General features: G+C 43.8%; 8 protein-coding genes and 3 rRNA genes. 9 read left to right on the plus strand and 2 right to left on the minus strand.

The genetic code is table 11. The features are described 5' to 3' along the window. Positions 1-94 precede the first annotated feature (94 nt). Positions 95-1,786, plus strand: coding sequence for a 2-isopropylmalate synthase (gene leuA / locus C727_RS0106720; protein WP_017444864.1), 1,692 nt, complete (start codon positions 95-97; stop codon positions 1,784-1,786). Here leuA and C727_RS0106725 read toward each other — a convergent pair. Beyond that, positions 1,778-3,067 (minus strand): NAD(P)/FAD-dependent oxidoreductase, encoded by a 1,290-nt coding sequence (locus tag C727_RS0106725; RefSeq protein WP_017444865.1) that lies wholly within the window; start codon positions 3,065-3,067, stop codon positions 1,778-1,780. The two genes, leuA and C727_RS0106725, sit on opposite strands and share 9 nt — an antisense overlap. Positions 3,068-3,501: 434 nt before the next feature. Between C727_RS0106725 and queA the strand changes: the two genes are divergently transcribed. Genes queA through secF form a run of 5 tightly spaced genes read left to right on the plus strand, consistent with a single transcriptional unit; the run spans position 3,502 to position 8,885 of the window. After that, on the plus strand, positions 3,502-4,554 hold the full coding sequence (gene queA / locus C727_RS0106730) for a tRNA preQ1(34) S-adenosylmethionine ribosyltransferase-isomerase QueA (protein ID WP_017444866.1): 1,053 nt from the start codon (positions 3,502-3,504) through the stop codon (positions 4,552-4,554). Positions 4,555-4,575: 21 nt separating this feature from the next. Beyond that, the gene (gene tgt, locus C727_RS0106735; protein ID WP_026052599.1) at positions 4,576-5,700 is read left to right on the plus strand and encodes a tRNA guanosine(34) transglycosylase Tgt; all 1,125 of its coding nucleotides are present in this window, start codon (positions 4,576-4,578) and stop codon (positions 5,698-5,700) included. 28 nt (positions 5,701-5,728) lie between these two features. Further along, on the plus strand, positions 5,729-6,067 hold the full coding sequence (gene yajC / locus C727_RS0106740; RefSeq protein ID WP_017444868.1) for a preprotein translocase subunit YajC: 339 nt from the start codon (positions 5,729-5,731) through the stop codon (positions 6,065-6,067). A 12-nt stretch (positions 6,068-6,079) separates the two neighbouring features. Then, positions 6,080-7,933 carry a protein translocase subunit SecD gene (secD, locus tag C727_RS0106745; protein ID WP_017444869.1) on the plus strand — a complete coding sequence of 618 codons (1,854 nt, stop codon included), beginning with the start codon at positions 6,080-6,082 and terminating at the stop codon, positions 7,931-7,933. 10 nt (positions 7,934-7,943) lie between these two features. Further along, on the plus strand, positions 7,944-8,885 hold the full coding sequence (gene secF, locus C727_RS0106750) for a protein translocase subunit SecF (RefSeq protein ID WP_017444870.1): 942 nt from the start codon (positions 7,944-7,946) through the stop codon (positions 8,883-8,885). An 84-nt stretch (positions 8,886-8,969) separates the two neighbouring features. Here the strand turns inward: secF and sppA are convergent, their stop codons facing one another. After that, positions 8,970-10,814 carry a signal peptide peptidase SppA gene (gene sppA, locus C727_RS0106755; RefSeq protein ID WP_017444871.1) on the minus strand — a complete coding sequence of 615 codons (1,845 nt, stop codon included), beginning with the start codon at positions 10,812-10,814 and terminating at the stop codon, positions 8,970-8,972. Positions 10,815-11,323: 509 nt separating this feature from the next. Between sppA and C727_RS0106760 the strand changes: the two genes are divergently transcribed. The 3 genes from C727_RS0106760 (at position 11,324) to rrf (ending at position 16,205) form a co-directional block, all read left to right on the plus strand. After that, positions 11,324-12,851: ribosomal RNA gene (locus C727_RS0106760) — 16S ribosomal RNA — on the plus strand. Positions 12,852-13,117: 266 nt separating this feature from the next. Then, positions 13,118-15,991, plus strand: a 23S ribosomal RNA gene (locus tag C727_RS0106765). 100 nt (positions 15,992-16,091) lie between these two features. Further along, positions 16,092-16,205, plus strand: a 5S ribosomal RNA gene (gene rrf, locus C727_RS0106770). Together the 16S, 23S and 5S rRNA genes form the textbook arrangement of a ribosomal RNA operon. Positions 16,206-16,254 lie beyond the last annotated feature (49 nt).

Below are 16,254 nucleotides of genomic sequence, written 5' to 3' on the forward strand. Positions count from 1 at the left end.
TTTTCATTATTTTAGGTTTGACTCCATATATACGCAATCTAAATTCGTATTTTTATCGGTATAATAGTTAGCATAATTTTTTAGGAGCCATATTATGTTAGCAAACCCCGCACAAAAATATCGTTCGTTTAAGCCAGTTGATTTGCCAAATCGTGAATGGCCAAATAAACAAATTAAAAAAGCCCCAATCTGGATGAGTACAGATTTACGAGACGGTAACCAAGCTTTGATCGACCCTATGTCAATTGAAACTAAACTTAAATTTTTTAAAGCTTTGGTAAAAATGGGTTTTAAAGAAATTGAAGTGGGCTTTCCGTCGGCGTCACAGATCGACTTTGATTTTGTGCGTTTGTTAATAGAAAAAAATCATATCCCTGACGATGTGACTATCGAAGTTTTAGTACAGGCCAGATATGAATTAATTGAACGAACGGTTGAAAGTGTTCGAGGTGCCAAGCAAGTTATTTTGCATATGTATAACCCATTAGCACCGGATTTTAGAGAAATTGTTTATCGCAAAGATAAAGCGGGCATTAAACAAATTGCGGAACAAGGTACCCGTTGGGTTAAAGAACTCACTGCGACAGCACCAGAGGTCAACTGGGTATATCAATACTCACCTGAAGCTTTTTCTAGCACTGAGCTGGATTATGCAAAAGAAGTCTGCGACGCAGTGTCAGCTATTTGGCAGCCGACACCGGCAAATAAAATGATTTTGAATTTACCGGCAACCGTAGAGATGAGCACACCCAATGTGTATGCCGATCAAATTGAATGGATGCATAAAAATATCAACCAACGTGATGCCATTATCATCAGTGTTCATCCACATAATGACCGCGGGACAGCGGTCGCTGCGGCAGAGTTGGCGGTGATGGCTGGTGCTGACCGCGTAGAGGGGTGTCTGTTTGGCAATGGTGAACGCACAGGCAACGTAGACCTAGTGACGTTAGCGCTAAACCTTTATTCGCAAGGAGTGTCACCTGAATTAGATTTTTCTGATATGGATCAAGTGATTGCACTTGTTGAAGAATGCAATAAATTGCCAGTTCATCCGCGTCACCCCTATGCAGGTGAATTAGTATTTACCGCATTTTCGGGTTCACACCAAGATGCGATTAAAAAAGGTATGGCATTACAAAAAACCGATCAATATTGGCGGGTCCCTTATTTGCCGATCGATCCCGCTGACCTAAATCGTAGTTATGATGCAGTGGTTCGGGTGAATAGCCAATCGGGAAAAGGGGGGGTGAGTTTCTTGCTTGAACAGCATGGTGGTTACGAGCTGCCTCGCAAATTGCAAATGGAATTTAGCAAAGTTGTACAAGCAGTCAACGATACTAAAGGCATAGAAATGAAAGCTGCTGAGATCCTGGAACTGTTTAAACAGACTTACTTTGATGCAGAAAAAAATATTCAATTGACTGCTTATCAATTGCATGAAGAAAGCGATCAACATGTGATGCGGCTTCAATTGGTCATTGGCGAGCAGAGGGTTAATTTGTCAGGTGGGGGTAATGGACCAATTGATGCAACTGTTGATGCGTTAGCAGCATTAACCACCCAAGCGTTAGAAGTTACTGGCTATCATGAGCACTCAATTGGTGAAGGTTCTCAGACGGAAGCCGTTTGTTATGTTGAATTAAAAATCGATAAACAACATTATTGTTTTGGTGTAGGGCAGGATACCAGTATCAGCCAAGCTGCCGTGAAAGCACTCTTAAGTGGAGTTAATCGTGCTTTGGCTCAGCAGCAATTGGCGCTTGCGATTCCTGAATCAGTGTAATTTTAGCTTTGGCCGTAATCTTCGGTTGATACGGCCAACTAACATTAACAACAGCATTTTTCCATATCCATGCAAAGCGGCTTGGTGTAAGCGATATAAAGAGACATAGAGCTTACGGGCGATACTGCCTTCTATAAAAACCTTTTTATTGGTTACGCTGGACAAAAAACCAACTGACGTATATTCGGCAAAGGATATTAACGAGCCTTTGTCTTTATATTCAAATGCGGACAAAGCGTGCCCATCAAGCTGCGCACAAATATTTTTATAACACTGATCGGCCATTTGATGCGCCGATTGAGCTCTTGGCGGCACGTAGCTACCATCTTTTTGCTGCAGACTCGCACAATCGCCAATTGCAAAAATATTTTCATCTGACTCGGATTGCAAGGTCTCGGTGATGACCAATTGATTGATTTTATTGGTTGCGAGGCCACCAATATTATTCATGAACTCAGGTACTTTGACCCCTGCACACCAGACATTTATATTCGAGTTGATGAGTTCGCCTGTTGTCGTTTCAACGCCTTTTTCATGTGCCTCTTTCACCATAGTACCAGTGCGTACTATAACACCAAGCTCTTTTAATACTTTTAGAGCAGAGTCTGAGATGCGTTCAGGCAAAGCAGATAAAATTCTTGGGGCTGCTTCTATTAATGTAATTTCGACTGAGTTGCGTGTGATTTTATCAAAGCCATAAACAGAAACTAAATCAGTTAATTTATATAGTTCTGCCGCCAGTTCAACACCGGTTGCACCGGCACCAATGATATTAATTTTTAATGAGGTCTGACTGTCGTTGGCTTTTAGTTTTAAAAACTCGTTTAAAATCTTGCTATGGAATTGCTCAGCCTGTTTTGTGGTATCTAATGTCAAACAATGCGTTTTAACACCGGCTGTATTGAAGTCATTAGTGATTGAACCAATTGCAAACACGAGGGTATCGTATCTGACTCGACGGGGCGGTACCAATTGCTCGCCGTGCTCGTCACAAATTGCTTTTATTAAAATTTCTTGGTTTTCACGGTCAAGCTGATACACCTCACCTTTTTGAAATTCAAAATGGTTGTTGGTTGCGTGCGCTCTAAAGTCAACACCATCCATATCGACATCCAATGATCCAGCGGCTACTTCGTGAAACAAAGGTTTCCAAATATGATAGGGATATTTGTCTAACAGCAGAACGTCAACTGAAGCCGTATTTTTGAACTTGTTGCCAAGCTTTGTTGCGAGTTCAAGGCCGCCGGCTCCGCCACCCACAATAACGATTTGTTTTGCCATAGTTGTCTCCTAAAAATAGTGACTAGGATAATGCATGAGTTTAATGAAACAGGCAAATTTGAGGTGCTGTAAGTTAAGCAATAGATAAAAAAAACGCCCAGTTGGGGGACCGGGCGTTAAAAAATGCCTAAAAGGCACTCAAGCACTAACAAAGGGATGTCTAGAAAAACAAATGAACCGTGTTTTTCAAAGATGTGTTTAGTATAACCCTAATCTGTAATTTTACAACAGGTTTTTTATAAAAATTAGCTTAAACCAGTTGTTTAACAGGTTGTTATTGAATATTTAACATAGTTTTATCCATTATTTTGTAATTAAATTACAGGTTTGGGATCTTTAAAATGCTTGTTAATTCACCTGATTATTGGCCAAAAACTTGCTATTAAGCGCCGCTCGCAATAGACTAACGCGCTCAATAACTAAGTGATTTTATAATGCGAGTATCCGATTTTTATTTCCATCTACCCGACGAACTGATCGCCCGCTATCCAACCGAAGAACGGAGCCAATCCAGGCTGCTGGTGGTGGATGGCAATACAGGCCAAACAGAGCATAAAATCTTTTCAGAAATGCTCGATCTAGTATCAGACAAAGATCTTTTGATTTTTAACGATACCCGGGTCATTCCAGCGAGGCTATTGGGGCAAAAAAAAACCGGTGGTAAAGTTGAGGTCTTAGTCGAGCGGTTGTTAGATAACAATCATGTTCTTGCTCATGTTAAAGCCAACAAGGCATTAAAACCTGGTACTCAAATCATTTTAGAAGGCCAATTAGAGGCTGAAATGATCGAGCGCAAAGCGGATCTTTTTGTGCTTAAGTTTTTAAGCCCTGAACCCGTTCTTGACCAACTAGAAAAGTTTGGCCATATGCCTTTGCCTCCTTACATCGACCGTGCCGATGAATCGGCCGATAAAACCCGTTACCAAACCGTTTATGGGAAAAACCCAGGGGCAGTTGCTGCACCGACGGCTGGTTTACATTTTGATGAAGTGCTGCTTGAAAAACTGGCCGCGAAAGGGGTGCAAACCGAATTTGTTACTTTGCATGTTGGCGCAGGTACTTTTCAATCTGTGCGGGTCGAAAATGTAACAGAGCACAAAATGCATGCAGAATATATCGATGTACCAGAACATGTTGTGCAAGCGATTTATGATTGCAAAGCTCGAGGTGGGCGAGTGATTGCGGTTGGCACAACCTCAGTGCGTAGCTTAGAGAGTGCAGCTCAGTTTGCTGGCGACCAGTTGATTAAGTCTTACCAAGGCGATACACAAATATTTATCTACCCGGGTTATCAATTTAAAGTGGTAGACGCTATGTTTACCAATTTTCATTTGCCCGAGTCGACTCTTATTATGTTGGTTTCTGCATTTGCTGGTAAAAGTCATATTTTAGCAGCCTACCAAGAGGCAATTGATAACAAGTATCGCTTTTTTAGTTATGGTGACTCTATGTTTTTAACGCGTCAGATCAAAAAAGAATTAGATTAAGGTTTATTTATGAGCGAATTTATGAAGTATGAAAAGCTCGCCACAGATGGTCAGGCCAGACGTGGCCGACTTACATTTGCCCGCGGCGTTGTGGAAACACCTGCTTTTATGCCAGTTGGTACTTATGGCACAGTTAAAGGCATGTCGCCAGAAGAGCTAGCGGACACGGGGGCTCATATCTGTTTAGGCAATACTTTTCATTTGATGTTAAGGCCGGGGACTGAAATCATTCGCCAACATGGTGATTTGCATGATTTTATGAATTGGCAAAAGCCTATTTTAACGGATTCGGGTGGTTTTCAGGTCTTTAGCCTAGGTGAGCTGCGTAAAATAAATGAAGAAGGGGTTATTTTTCGTTCACCCATTAATGGTGAACGCATTGAGTTAACGCCCGAAAAAGCCATTAAAGTCCAAAAAGAACTTGGTTCTGATATTGTGATGATTTTTGATGAATGTACACCTTATCCTGCCACTGAAGAAGAAGCCAGAACATCAATGGAGTTATCATTGCGCTGGGCGAAACGCTCTAAGGATGCTCATCAAGGTAATCCATCAGCACTATTTGGTATAGTGCAAGGTGGCATGTATCCACACTTAAGAGACGAGAGTTTATCGGGTTTAGAAAAAATTGGTTTTGATGGTTTTGCAATTGGTGGGCTTTCCGTCGGTGAACCTAAAGAAGATATGATTAATATTCTGGATCATTTAGCCCACAAAATGCCATCGGATAAACCTCGCTATTTAATGGGTGTTGGCAAACCAGAAGATATTGTTGAAGCAGTACGCCGCGGCGTAGACATGTTTGATTGTGTTATGCCAACCCGGAATGCTCGCAACGGTCATATTTTTGTTAGCGATGGGGTGGTTAAACTAAGAAACGCACGCCATAAAACTGATACTTCGCCTTTAGATGAAAATTGTGACTGTTACACTTGTAAAAACTATTCTCGGGCTTATTTACATCATTTGGATAAGTGTAATGAGATTTTGGGAGCACGTTTAAATACCATTCATAATTTACGTTTTTACCAAAAATTAATGCAAGATTTACGTGACGCCATTGCGTTAGGTAAACTGGATACCTTTGTTGAAGAATTTTATGCGGCCAGAAATTTACCTGTGCCGCCTTTAAATATTAAAAATTAATAGCTAATAAAAAGTAAGGGGAAAAATGATGGATTTTTTAATTTCTAGTGCTCATGCCGCAGAGGGCGCCGCTCAACCTCAAGGTGGTGGTTTGCAAATGATCATTATGTTGGTGGTATTTGGTTTAATTTTTTATTTTATGTTGTACCGCCCACAAGCTAAACGTGTTAAAGAGCATAAATCACTGATTGCTTCAATCAGTAAAGGTGACGAAATCCTGACTCAGGGTGGTTTAGTTGGCAAGGTTGCTAAAGTCAGTGAAGATAAAGACTTTATTATGGTTACTTTAGCCGAAGGGTTTGACGTTGCCGTTCAAAAAGCTTCGGTTTCGGCAGTATTGCCAAAAGGCACCATTAAATCAATCTAATAGGATGCTATTGTGTTAAACAAATATCCAGTATGGAAATACCTGTTGCTACTATTTATAGTAGCAGCAGGTTTTTTGTATGCGCTACCAAATTTGTATGGAGAAGATCCGGCCGTTCAAATTTCCGCGACTAGAGGCGGTGATGTTGATGTTGCCCAGTTAGAGCAAGTTAAGCAGGCTCTGCAGCAAAATGGCATTGAATATCAATCGTTAGCGATTGAAAACAATCAAATTCAAGCGCGTTTTAAAGATACAGAGAGTCAGTTAGAAGCGCGAGACATTGCGATGCAAGCGCTGGGCAGTGACTTTATCGTAGCGCTAAATTTAATGCCTGCTCAGCCTCAGTGGTTGGAGGATTTGGGCGGCAGCCCAATGAAGTTAGGCTTAGATTTACGAGGCGGTGTGCACTTTTTAATGGAAGTGGACATGAGTGTCGCTATGCAAAAAAAGCAGGAAGAAATCCAAGCCGATTTTAAAACCTCTTTGCGTGAAGAAGGATTGCGCTACCGGAATCTCTTGCCCTTTGGTAACGGTGTTAAAGTCAGTTTCCGAAATGCTGAAGAAACTCAAAAAGCGGAAGATTATTTAAGTAAGAACTTTCGTGAATTAACCATTGCGCAAAGTAATGAAGATTCAAATACCATTACTGCCACTTTATCGGATGCGCGAGTGCAAGAGGTTAAAGAGTACGCATTGCAGCAGAATATTACCATTATTCGTAACCGGGTTAATCAACTGGGTGTCGCTGAACCTTTAGTCATGCGCCAAGGGGCTGAGCGTATCGTGGTTGAGTTGCCTGGTATTCAAGATACGGCACGGGCAAAAGAAATTTTAGGAGCCACCGCCACATTAGAATTCCGAAGAGTTGATCAGGATGCTGATCCAGCCAGCGCGGCAAATGGTCGAGTACCTTATGGTTCTGAGGTTTATTACAACCGTAACAACAACCAGCCAGTAGTGCTGAAAAAAGATGTTATTTTAACTGGTAACCATATTACAGGGGCCAACGCCAGCTTTGATGAGTATCAACGTCCTCAAGTTAACATTGATTTAGATGCACAGGGTGGCACTAAAATGTCACATTTTACCAAAGATAATATTGGTAAACCTATGGCAACCTTGTTTGTTGAGTACAAACCGACCGGCCGTAAAAAACCAGATGGTAGCATTGAATTTGAAGCCATCAAAGAAGTGATTAACGTAGCAACAATTCAAGCTAGATTAGCTCGCAGTTTCCGTATCACAGGTATTGATAGTGCAGCCGAAGCGCAAAATCTGGCACTTTTATTACGAGCAGGTGCTTTGATTGCGCCTATTCAAATTGTTGAAGAGCGAACCGTTGGTCCTAGTTTAGGCCAAGAGAATATCGATTTAGGTATGACAGCGATTCTCTGGGGCTTTTGTTTAGTATTGGCCTTTATGATCCTGTATTACCGAGGTTTTGGTATTGTTGCAAATGTTGCTTTGGCAGTTAATTTGGTACTCATTGTTGGTGTGATGTCGATGATCCCAGGGGCCACCCTTACACTACCAGGCATGGCCGGTATTGTATTAACTGTGGGTATGGCGGTTGATGCCAATGTACTTATATTTGAGCGTATTCGAGAAGAAATTCTTGATGGTCGAGGGCCCCAACAGGCTATCCATAAAGGTTATGAAAGCGCCTTTTCAACCATTGCTGATGCTAATATTACGACCTTTATTGCAGCTGTTATTTTATTTGCGGCAGGCACAGGTCCTATTAAAGGTTTTGCGGTAACCTTAGCGATAGGTATTTTAACCTCTATGTTTACGGCGATTTTAGTGACGCGTGCGATTGTTAATGCCGCTGTTGGTGGTCGTAAAGTCAGCAAACTGTCGATATAAGGAGCAATATATGTGGTTTAGATTTAAAAACACTGTGAACTTTATGTCGCAGGCGAAGTTGGCAATTGCATTTTCCGCCTTCTTGTTTCTTGGCTCCATTGGCTCATTGGCCATTAATGGTTTGCAATTTGGATTGGATTTTACTGGTGGTACCCTGATTGAAGTGGGTTACGATAGTGCAGCCGACTTACCAGATATTCGCAAACAATTAGAAGAGGGTGGCTTTGAAGATGCTGTGGTACAGCATTTTGGTACTAGCTCAGATGTATTAATCCGATTAGCACCGCGAGACACAGTAAAAGCAGAAACCTTGAGCAATCAGGTGCTATCTGTTGTTTCTACTACGAGTGCTGGTGAAGCAACGATGCGTCGAATCGAATTTGTTGGTCCAAGCGTAGGTGAAGAATTAAAAGAGCAGGGTGGTTTAGCTATGTTAATCACTTTAATCTGTATCTTGATCTATGTTGCATTTCGTTTTGAATGGCGTTTTGCCGTAGGCTCAGTGCTTGCGTTGACGCATGACGTTGTTATCACCTTAGGTTTGTTTTCAATCTTGGGTTTAGAGTTTGACCTAACCGTATTAGCGGCTATTTTAGCTGTTATAGGTTATTCACTGAACGATACGATTGTTGTATTTGACCGTATTCGTGAAAACTTCCGCAAGTTGAGAATTGATGATGTGGCAGAGATTATTAATATCTCTCTAACACAAACCTTAAGTCGAACGACAATTACCTCAGTAACCACTATTTTGGTGTTGCTGGCTTTATTTTTTAAAGGTGGTGCATTGATTCATGCGTTTGCAACTGCGTTGTTAATGGGGGTTGTCATTGGTACTTACTCATCGATTTTTGTCGCCAGTGTTGCTGCACTTAAATTGGGTGTAAGTAGAGAAGACATGATCCCAACCGTGGTAGAAAAAGAAGGGGCAGATCAAGATCCCTTGCTGTAACTTGGGCATTCACAGCAATAAAAAACCCTATCCTTGGATAGGGTTTTTTGTTTTTAAGTGAGTCATCAATAGGGCCTTACAAAACTAAGGACACTCTATGCAAAGTGCATATAAACCCTGAGGATCGTTCCATGCGTTAATTTGTTTAATCTGTTGGTACAATTTAACAAGTTCGGTCGGCAGCTGAGGCTGACTAAATAAGTTAAAATCTAAATAGGCATCAGCCGACTGCAATAAGTTTTTAATAAAAACTTCTTGTTGACTCAATTCATGCTGTACAAAATGCACAGAATAATCTTGAATGTCTGCTAATTGAGCGGCCGAATGAACCGCATCATCAAAGCTACCTAACTCGTCTACTAAACCCAATTTTTGTGCTTGTGCGCCACTCCAAACTCGCCCTTGTGCCGCTTGTTCGGCTTTTTGAAACGCCATATTACGATTGTTGGCGACTAAGCTAACAAATTTTTGATAAACCGCTTCGGTACTTTTCTGCAATATTTTTTGGGTCTGCTCTGATAACGGGACCGCAGGGTGCATCACTGGCCATTCTGTCGTTTTTACCCCATCAGCATTAATGCCAATCTCTTTAAACGAGTTTTCAAATGTCATTGCGAGTCCGAACACACCAATTGAACCTGTGATGCTAGTTGGATGTGCCCAAATTTGATCAGCACTGGCTGCAATCCAGTAACCACCTGAAGCAGCTGTCGACGACATAGAGGCGACTACAGGTTTATTTGCAGCTTTTAATAAATCGATTTCGCGACGAATGACCTCACTCGCAAAGGCACTGCCACCTGGGCTATCTATACGTAAAACCACCGCTTTTACTGAATCATCCAAACGAGCACGCTCTAATAACCTCGCTGTGCTGTCTCCACCGATTTCTCCAGCTCGCCGCTCTCCGTCATAAATAGTGCCTCGTGCAACAACAACAGCAACTTTTTGATCTTGATTTAAGTTAAACTGAGATTGATTCACTAAATTTAAGTATTGATTGAATTCAACATGGCGATAGCTGCGTTTAGAATCAGACCAACCTACTTTTTCAGCAACCATTTTTTTTACTTGTTCGCGGGTGGCTAATTCATCAACCCACTGATTATTGAGTGCATATTGGGCATGGTCATAGTTTGCTTCGGCAAACTTCTCCATGAAGATTGTCAGCTGTTCATCAAAATTACTAGTAGGAATGTTACGACGTTCGGCGACTTGGTTTTTATAATAGCGCCACAGATCTGTTAACCAAGCGCGATTAGCTGTTTTTGCTTCATCGCTCATATCATTGCGCATAAAAGGCTCAACAAATGATTTATAAGTTCCCACTCGGAAGATATAAGTACTGACTTTTAATTTGTCTAACGCATCTTTGAAATAGGTATTGTAAGCACTAAATCCATCCAGCTGTACAAAACCCATAGGGTTCATGACAACTTTATCGGCATAACTGGCAAGGTAATATTGGCTGCGGGTATAATAGTCACCACTGGCAATAACGGTTTTACCATTTGCTTTAATGGCATTAAGCCGCTCGCCGATCGAGTCCAATTTATTTAGGCCGCCGCCAATCAAGTTTTGAAGCTCTAATACAACAATTTGGATGTTATCATCTTCTGCCGCGGCTTCGAGCACCTTATTTATATCATGTATTGAAATTTCCGCTTGCTGGTTGTCGCCACCAAGCGATTCTTGCATTACGGCATCAACCGGATTGATAAATGTTTTTTCTTCGACCAATTGACCGGATAGATTTAATACCAAAGCGCTCGGTTCGGTCAGGACAAAAGTTTCTTTATCTTTGGTTACTGCAATTAATACAATAATCAATAAACCAAAAAAAAGAATATTTAAAAACAGTTTGCGGGTGAAATTAATTGTAGACCACAAAGCAGATAACAAACGGGATATGCCACTTCCTTTACTCATATCTATACCTTATATATAAAAACATAATGGGATTTTACAAAGCTTAAGCCTTTTTACCAATCATAAAGCAGTAAAGTTTATCTAAAGGGGGACATAATAGAGTGATTTATGCGCTTATTGTTTGTTATTTGCGCAAACAAACCTAAATTTAAAATAATCGAATAAAAAGCATTGACGGCACTTAATATCTCTCTATAATGCGCCCCCACAACGCAGCGACACGGCAACAAACGCCGGGAAGCAAAGCGACGCAAGTTAAGCCCAATCGGCTCAAACTAAAAAGTTTTAAACGATTGAAAATAAAGGCTTGACAAGCAACTTGAGAAGCGTAAAATGCGCGCCTCACTTGAGCAGTTTAAAACAAACGCTCAAGCAAAATGTTCTTTAAAAATTTGGTAACCTTATTTATCTGTGTGGGCACTCGCATCATTTGAATAGACAAAAAATTATTCAGTTGATTGAGTGACTAAACAGTCAATTCAGTACGATTGAAGCAAAGATTAAAACTTTTTTTGAAGAGTTTGATCATGGCTCAGATTGAACGCTGGCGGCAGGCCTAACACATGCAAGTCGAGCGGAAACGAGAATAGCTTGCTATTCGGCGTCGAGCGGCGGACGGGTGAGTAATGCTTGGGGATCTGCCTCGTTGTGGGGGATAACCATTGGAAACGATGGCTAATACCGCATAATACCTACGGGTTAAAGAGGGCTTAGGCTCTTGCGACGAGATGAACCCAAGTGAGATTAGCTAGTTGGTGAGGTAATGGCTCACCAAGGCGACGATCTCTAGCTGGTTTGAGAGGATGATCAGCCACACTGGAACTGAGACACGGTCCAGACTCCTACGGGAGGCAGCAGTGGGGAATATTGCACAATGGGCGCAAGCCTGATGCAGCCATGCCGCGTGTGTGAAGAAGGCCTTCGGGTTGTAAAGCACTTTCAGCAGTGAGGAAAGGGTGTTGGTTAATACCCATCATCTGTGACGTTAACTGCAGAAGAAGCACCGGCTAACTCCGTGCCAGCAGCCGCGGTAATACGGAGGGTGCGAGCGTTAATCGGAATTACTGGGCGTAAAGCGCACGTAGGTGGATAGATAAGCTGGTTGTGAAAAACCGGAGCTCAACTCCGGCCGTGCATCCAGAACTGTCTGTCTAGAGTAAGGGAGAGGGGGGTAGAATTTCAGGTGTAGCGGTGAAATGCGTAGAGATCTGAAGGAATACCGGTGGCGAAGGCGGCCCCCTGGCCCATTACTGACACTGAGGTGCGAAAGCGTGGGTAGCGAACAGGATTAGATACCCTGGTAGTCCACGCCGTAAACGATGTCTACTTGCTGTGTGTGTCTTTAAGACGTGCGTAGCGCAGCTAACGCGATAAGTAGACCGCCTGGGGAGTACGGCCGCAAGGTTAAAACTCAAATGAATTGACGGGGGCCCGCACAAGCGGTGGAGCATGTGGTTTAATTCGATGCAACGCGAAGAACCTTACCATCCCTTGACATCCACAGGAGAGCGTAGAGATATGCTTGTGCCTTCGGGAACTGTGAGACAGGTGCTGCATGGCTGTCGTCAGCTCGTGTTGTGAAATGTTGGGTTAAGTCCCGCAACGAGCGCAACCCTTATCCTTAGTTGCCAGCATTTAGTTGGGGACTCTAAGGAGACTGCCGGTGATAAACCGGAGGAAGGTGGGGACGACGTCAAGTCATCATGGCCCTTACGGGATGGGCTACACACGTGCTACAATGGACAGTACAGAGGGAAGCGAACTTGCGAGAGTAAGCGGATCCCTTAAAGCTGTTCGTAGTCCGGATTGGAGTCTGCAACTCGACTCCATGAAGTCGGAATCGCTAGTAATCGCAGATCAGAATGCTGCGGTGAATACGTTCCCGGGCCTTGTACACACCGCCCGTCACACCATGGGAGTGGGCTGCAAAAGAAGTAGGTAGCTTAACATTGGGCGCTTACCACTTTGTGGTTCATGACTGGGGTGAAGTCGTAACAAGGTAGCCCTAGGGGAACCTGGGGCTGGATCACCTCCTTAACGATGCTATTTAAAGTGCTGAGTGTTCACACAGATAAATAATGGGTTACTAAATATAAAGCTATTGATATCAGCGCAAAGTGAATGTTAATCATTTTGCAGTGATATCAATCACCTGCTCTTTAACAATCTGGATTGTAGTAAATATCTCTAATAGAGAATTAAATTTGTTCAATTTAAAACTGAAACGAGTTTGATCAAGCAAGACCAAGTATTCAATAAACGATGGTGCTTATTGTATAACCTGATAAACATTCGGGTTGTATGGTTAAGTGACTAAGCGTGCACGGTGGATGCCTTGGCAATTGGAGGCGATGAAGGACGTGTTAATCTGCGATAAGCTATGACGAGTCGATAAAAGACGCATGAGTTATAGATTTCCGAATGGGGCAACCCACCCTTTTAGGGTATCTTAATGTGAATATATAGCATTAAGAAGCGAACCGGGAGAACTGAAACATCTAAGTACCCCGAGGAAAAGAAATCAACCGAGATACCGAAAGTAGCGGCGAGCGAAATCGGTGCAGCCGATAAGATTAAGTCCAGCAGAACATTCTGGAAAGTTTGGCCATAGCAGGTGACAGCCCTGTATGCGAAAGACTTAAGCTTACATATTAAGTAGGTCGGGACACGTGATATCCTGACTGAAGATGGGGGGACCATCCTCCAAGGCTAAATACTCCCAATTGACCGATAGTGAACCAGTACCGTGAGGGAAAGGCGAAAAGAACCCCTGTGAGGGGAGTGAAATAGAACCTGAAACCGTGTACGTACAAGCAGTGGGAGCTCTTCGGAGTGACTGCGTACCTTTTGTATAATGGGTCAGCGACTTATATTTTGTAGCGAGGTTAACCGAATAGGGAAGCCGTAGCGAAAGCGAGTCTTAACTGGGCGCTTAGTTGCAAGGTATAGACCCGAAACCCGGCGATCTACCCATGGGCAGGTTGAAGGTTGAGTAACATCAACTGGAGGACCGAACTCACTAACGTTGAAAAGTTAGGAGATGACTTGTGGGTCGGAGTGAAAGGCTAATCAAGCCGGGAGATAGCTGGTTCTCCCCGAAAGCTATTTAGGTAGCGCCTCGGACGAATACCACTGGGGGTAGAGCACTGTTAAGGCTAGGGGGTCATCCCGACTTACCAACCCTTTGCAAACTCCGAATACCAGTGAGTACTATCCGGGAGACACACGGCGGGTGCTAACGTCCGTCGTGAAGAGGGCAACAACCCAGACCGCCAGCTAAGGTCCCAAATACCAATTAAGTGGGAAACGATGTGGGAAGGCTTAGACAGCTAGGAGGTTGGCTTAGAAGCAGCCACCCTTTAAAGAAAGCGTAATAGCTCACTAGTCGAGTCGGCCTGCGCGGAAGATGTAACGGGGCTAAATTGGTAACCGAAGCTGCGGATTTAATCTTAGATTAAGTGGTAGGGGAGCGTTCTGTAAGTGGATGAAGGTGTGTTGTAAAGCATGCTGGACATATCAGAAGTGCGAATGCTGACATGAGTAACGATAAAGCGGGTGAAAAACCCGCTCGCCGAAAGACCAAGGTTTCCTGTCCCATGCTAATCAGGGCAGGGTAAGTCGGCCCCTAAGGTGAGGGCGAAAGCCGTAATCGATGGGAAACGGGTTAATATTCCCGTACTTTTATTGACTGCGATGGAGAGACGGAGAAGGCTAAACTGGCTTGGCGATGGTTGTCCAAGTGAAAAGTTGTAGGTTGAGGGCTTAGGCAAATCCGGGCCCTTAAGACTGAGAACTGAGACGAGTATCTACGGATACGAAGCAGTTGATGCCCGGCTTCCAGGAAAATCTTCTAAGCTTCAGGTCAATAAAAACCGTACCCCAAACCGACACAGGTGGTCAGGTAGAGAATACTAAGGCGCTTGAGAGAACCCGGGTGAAGGAACTAGGCAAAATAGTACCGTAACTTCGGGAGAAGGTACGCCACGTTATTGTGAAAGGCTTAACGTCTGGAGCGAGAGGTGGTCGAAGTAACCAGGTGGCTGGAACTGTTTATTAAAAACACAGCACTCTGCTAATTCGAAAGAAGACGTATAGGGTGTGACACCTGCCCGGTGCCGGAAGGTTAATTGATGGGGTTATCCATATGGAGAAGCTCTTGATCGAAGCCCCGGTAAACGGCGGCCGTAACTATAACGGTCCTAAGGTAGCGAAATTCCTTGTCGGGTAAGTTCCGACCTGCACGAATGGTGTAATCATGGCCACGCTGTCTCCACCCGGGACTCAGTGAAATTGAACTTGCTGTGAAGATGCAGTGTACCCGCGGCTAGACGGAAAGACCCCGTGAACCTTTACTACAGCTTGGCAGTGAACATTGAACCTACATGTGTAGGATAGGTGGGAGGCTATGAATCAGCGTCGCTAGATGTTGTGGAGCCATCCTTGAAATACCACCCTTGTATGTTTGATGTTCTAACCTCGGCCCATCATCTGGGTCAGGGACACTGCCTGGTGGGTAGTTTGACTGGGGCGGTCTCCTCCCAAATAGTAACGGAGGAGCACGAAGGTTGGCTAAGTACGGTCGGACATCGTACGGTTAGTGCAATGGCATAAGCCAGCTTAACTGCGAGACAGACACGTCGAGCAGGTGCGAAAGCAGGTCATAGTGATCCGGTGGTTCTGAATGGAAGGGCCATCGCTCAACGGATAAAAGGTACTCCGGGGATAACAGGCTGATACCGCCCAAGAGTTCATATCGACGGCGGTGTTTGGCACCTCGATGTCGGCTCATCACATCCTGGGGCTGAAGTCGGTCCCAAGGGTATGGCTGTTCGCCATTTAAAGTGGTACGCGAGCTGGGTTTAGAACGTCGTGAGACAGTTCGGTCCCTATCTGCCGTGGGCGTTTGAGAATTGAGGGGGGCTTCTCCTAGTACGAGAGGACCGGAGTGGACGAACCTCTGGTGTTCCGGTTGTTCTGCCAAGAGCATTGCCGGGTAGCTAAGTTCGGAATCGATAACCGCTGAAAGCATCTAAGCGGGAAGCGAGCCCCAAGATGAGTTTTCACAGACCCTAGAGGTCCTGTAGGGCCCTTGTAGACTACAAGGTTGATAGGTTGGGTGTGTAAGTGCTGTGAGGCATTGAGCTAACCAATACTAATTGCCCGTGCGGCTTAACCATACAACGCCAAATGTTTATTGGGTTAAACTCGAAGCGAAAGCGAAAAACAGAATAAAGCGAACAAATTTAAAACTACAATCAAGATTGTGACCAGTTTATGCCTGACGGCGATAGCATTGTGGAACCACCTGATCCATTTCGAACTCAGAAGTGAAACACAATAGCGGCGATGGTAGTGTGGGGTTTCCCATGTGAGAGTAGCACACCGTCAGGCTTCTCCTTCGAAGCCCTGAGTGAATACTCAGGGCTTTTTTTATACCTGC

Source organism: Gayadomonas joobiniege G7 (genome assembly GCF_000300815.1).
Taxonomy (GTDB): domain Bacteria; phylum Pseudomonadota; class Gammaproteobacteria; order Enterobacterales; family Alteromonadaceae; genus Catenovulum; species Catenovulum joobiniege.

What these genes read in the sequence shown, in the direction of transcription:
- leuA (WP_017444864.1), top strand. Translation starts at nt 95, where the DNA reads ATGTTAGCAAACCCCGCACAAAAATATCGTTCGTTTAAGCCAGTTGAT.
- C727_RS0106725 (WP_017444865.1), bottom strand. Translation starts at nt 3,067, where the DNA reads ATGGCAAAACAAATCGTTATTGTGGGTGGCGGAGCCGGCGGCCTTGAA.
- queA (WP_017444866.1), top strand. Translation starts at nt 3,502, where the DNA reads ATGCGAGTATCCGATTTTTATTTCCATCTACCCGACGAACTGATCGCC.
- tgt (WP_026052599.1), top strand. Translation starts at nt 4,576, where the DNA reads ATGAAGTATGAAAAGCTCGCCACAGATGGTCAGGCCAGACGTGGCCGA.
- yajC (WP_017444868.1), top strand. Translation starts at nt 5,729, where the DNA reads ATGGATTTTTTAATTTCTAGTGCTCATGCCGCAGAGGGCGCCGCTCAA.
- secF (WP_017444870.1), top strand. Translation starts at nt 7,944, where the DNA reads ATGTGGTTTAGATTTAAAAACACTGTGAACTTTATGTCGCAGGCGAAG.
- sppA (WP_017444871.1), bottom strand. Translation starts at nt 10,814, where the DNA reads ATGAGTAAAGGAAGTGGCATATCCCGTTTGTTATCTGCTTTGTGGTCT.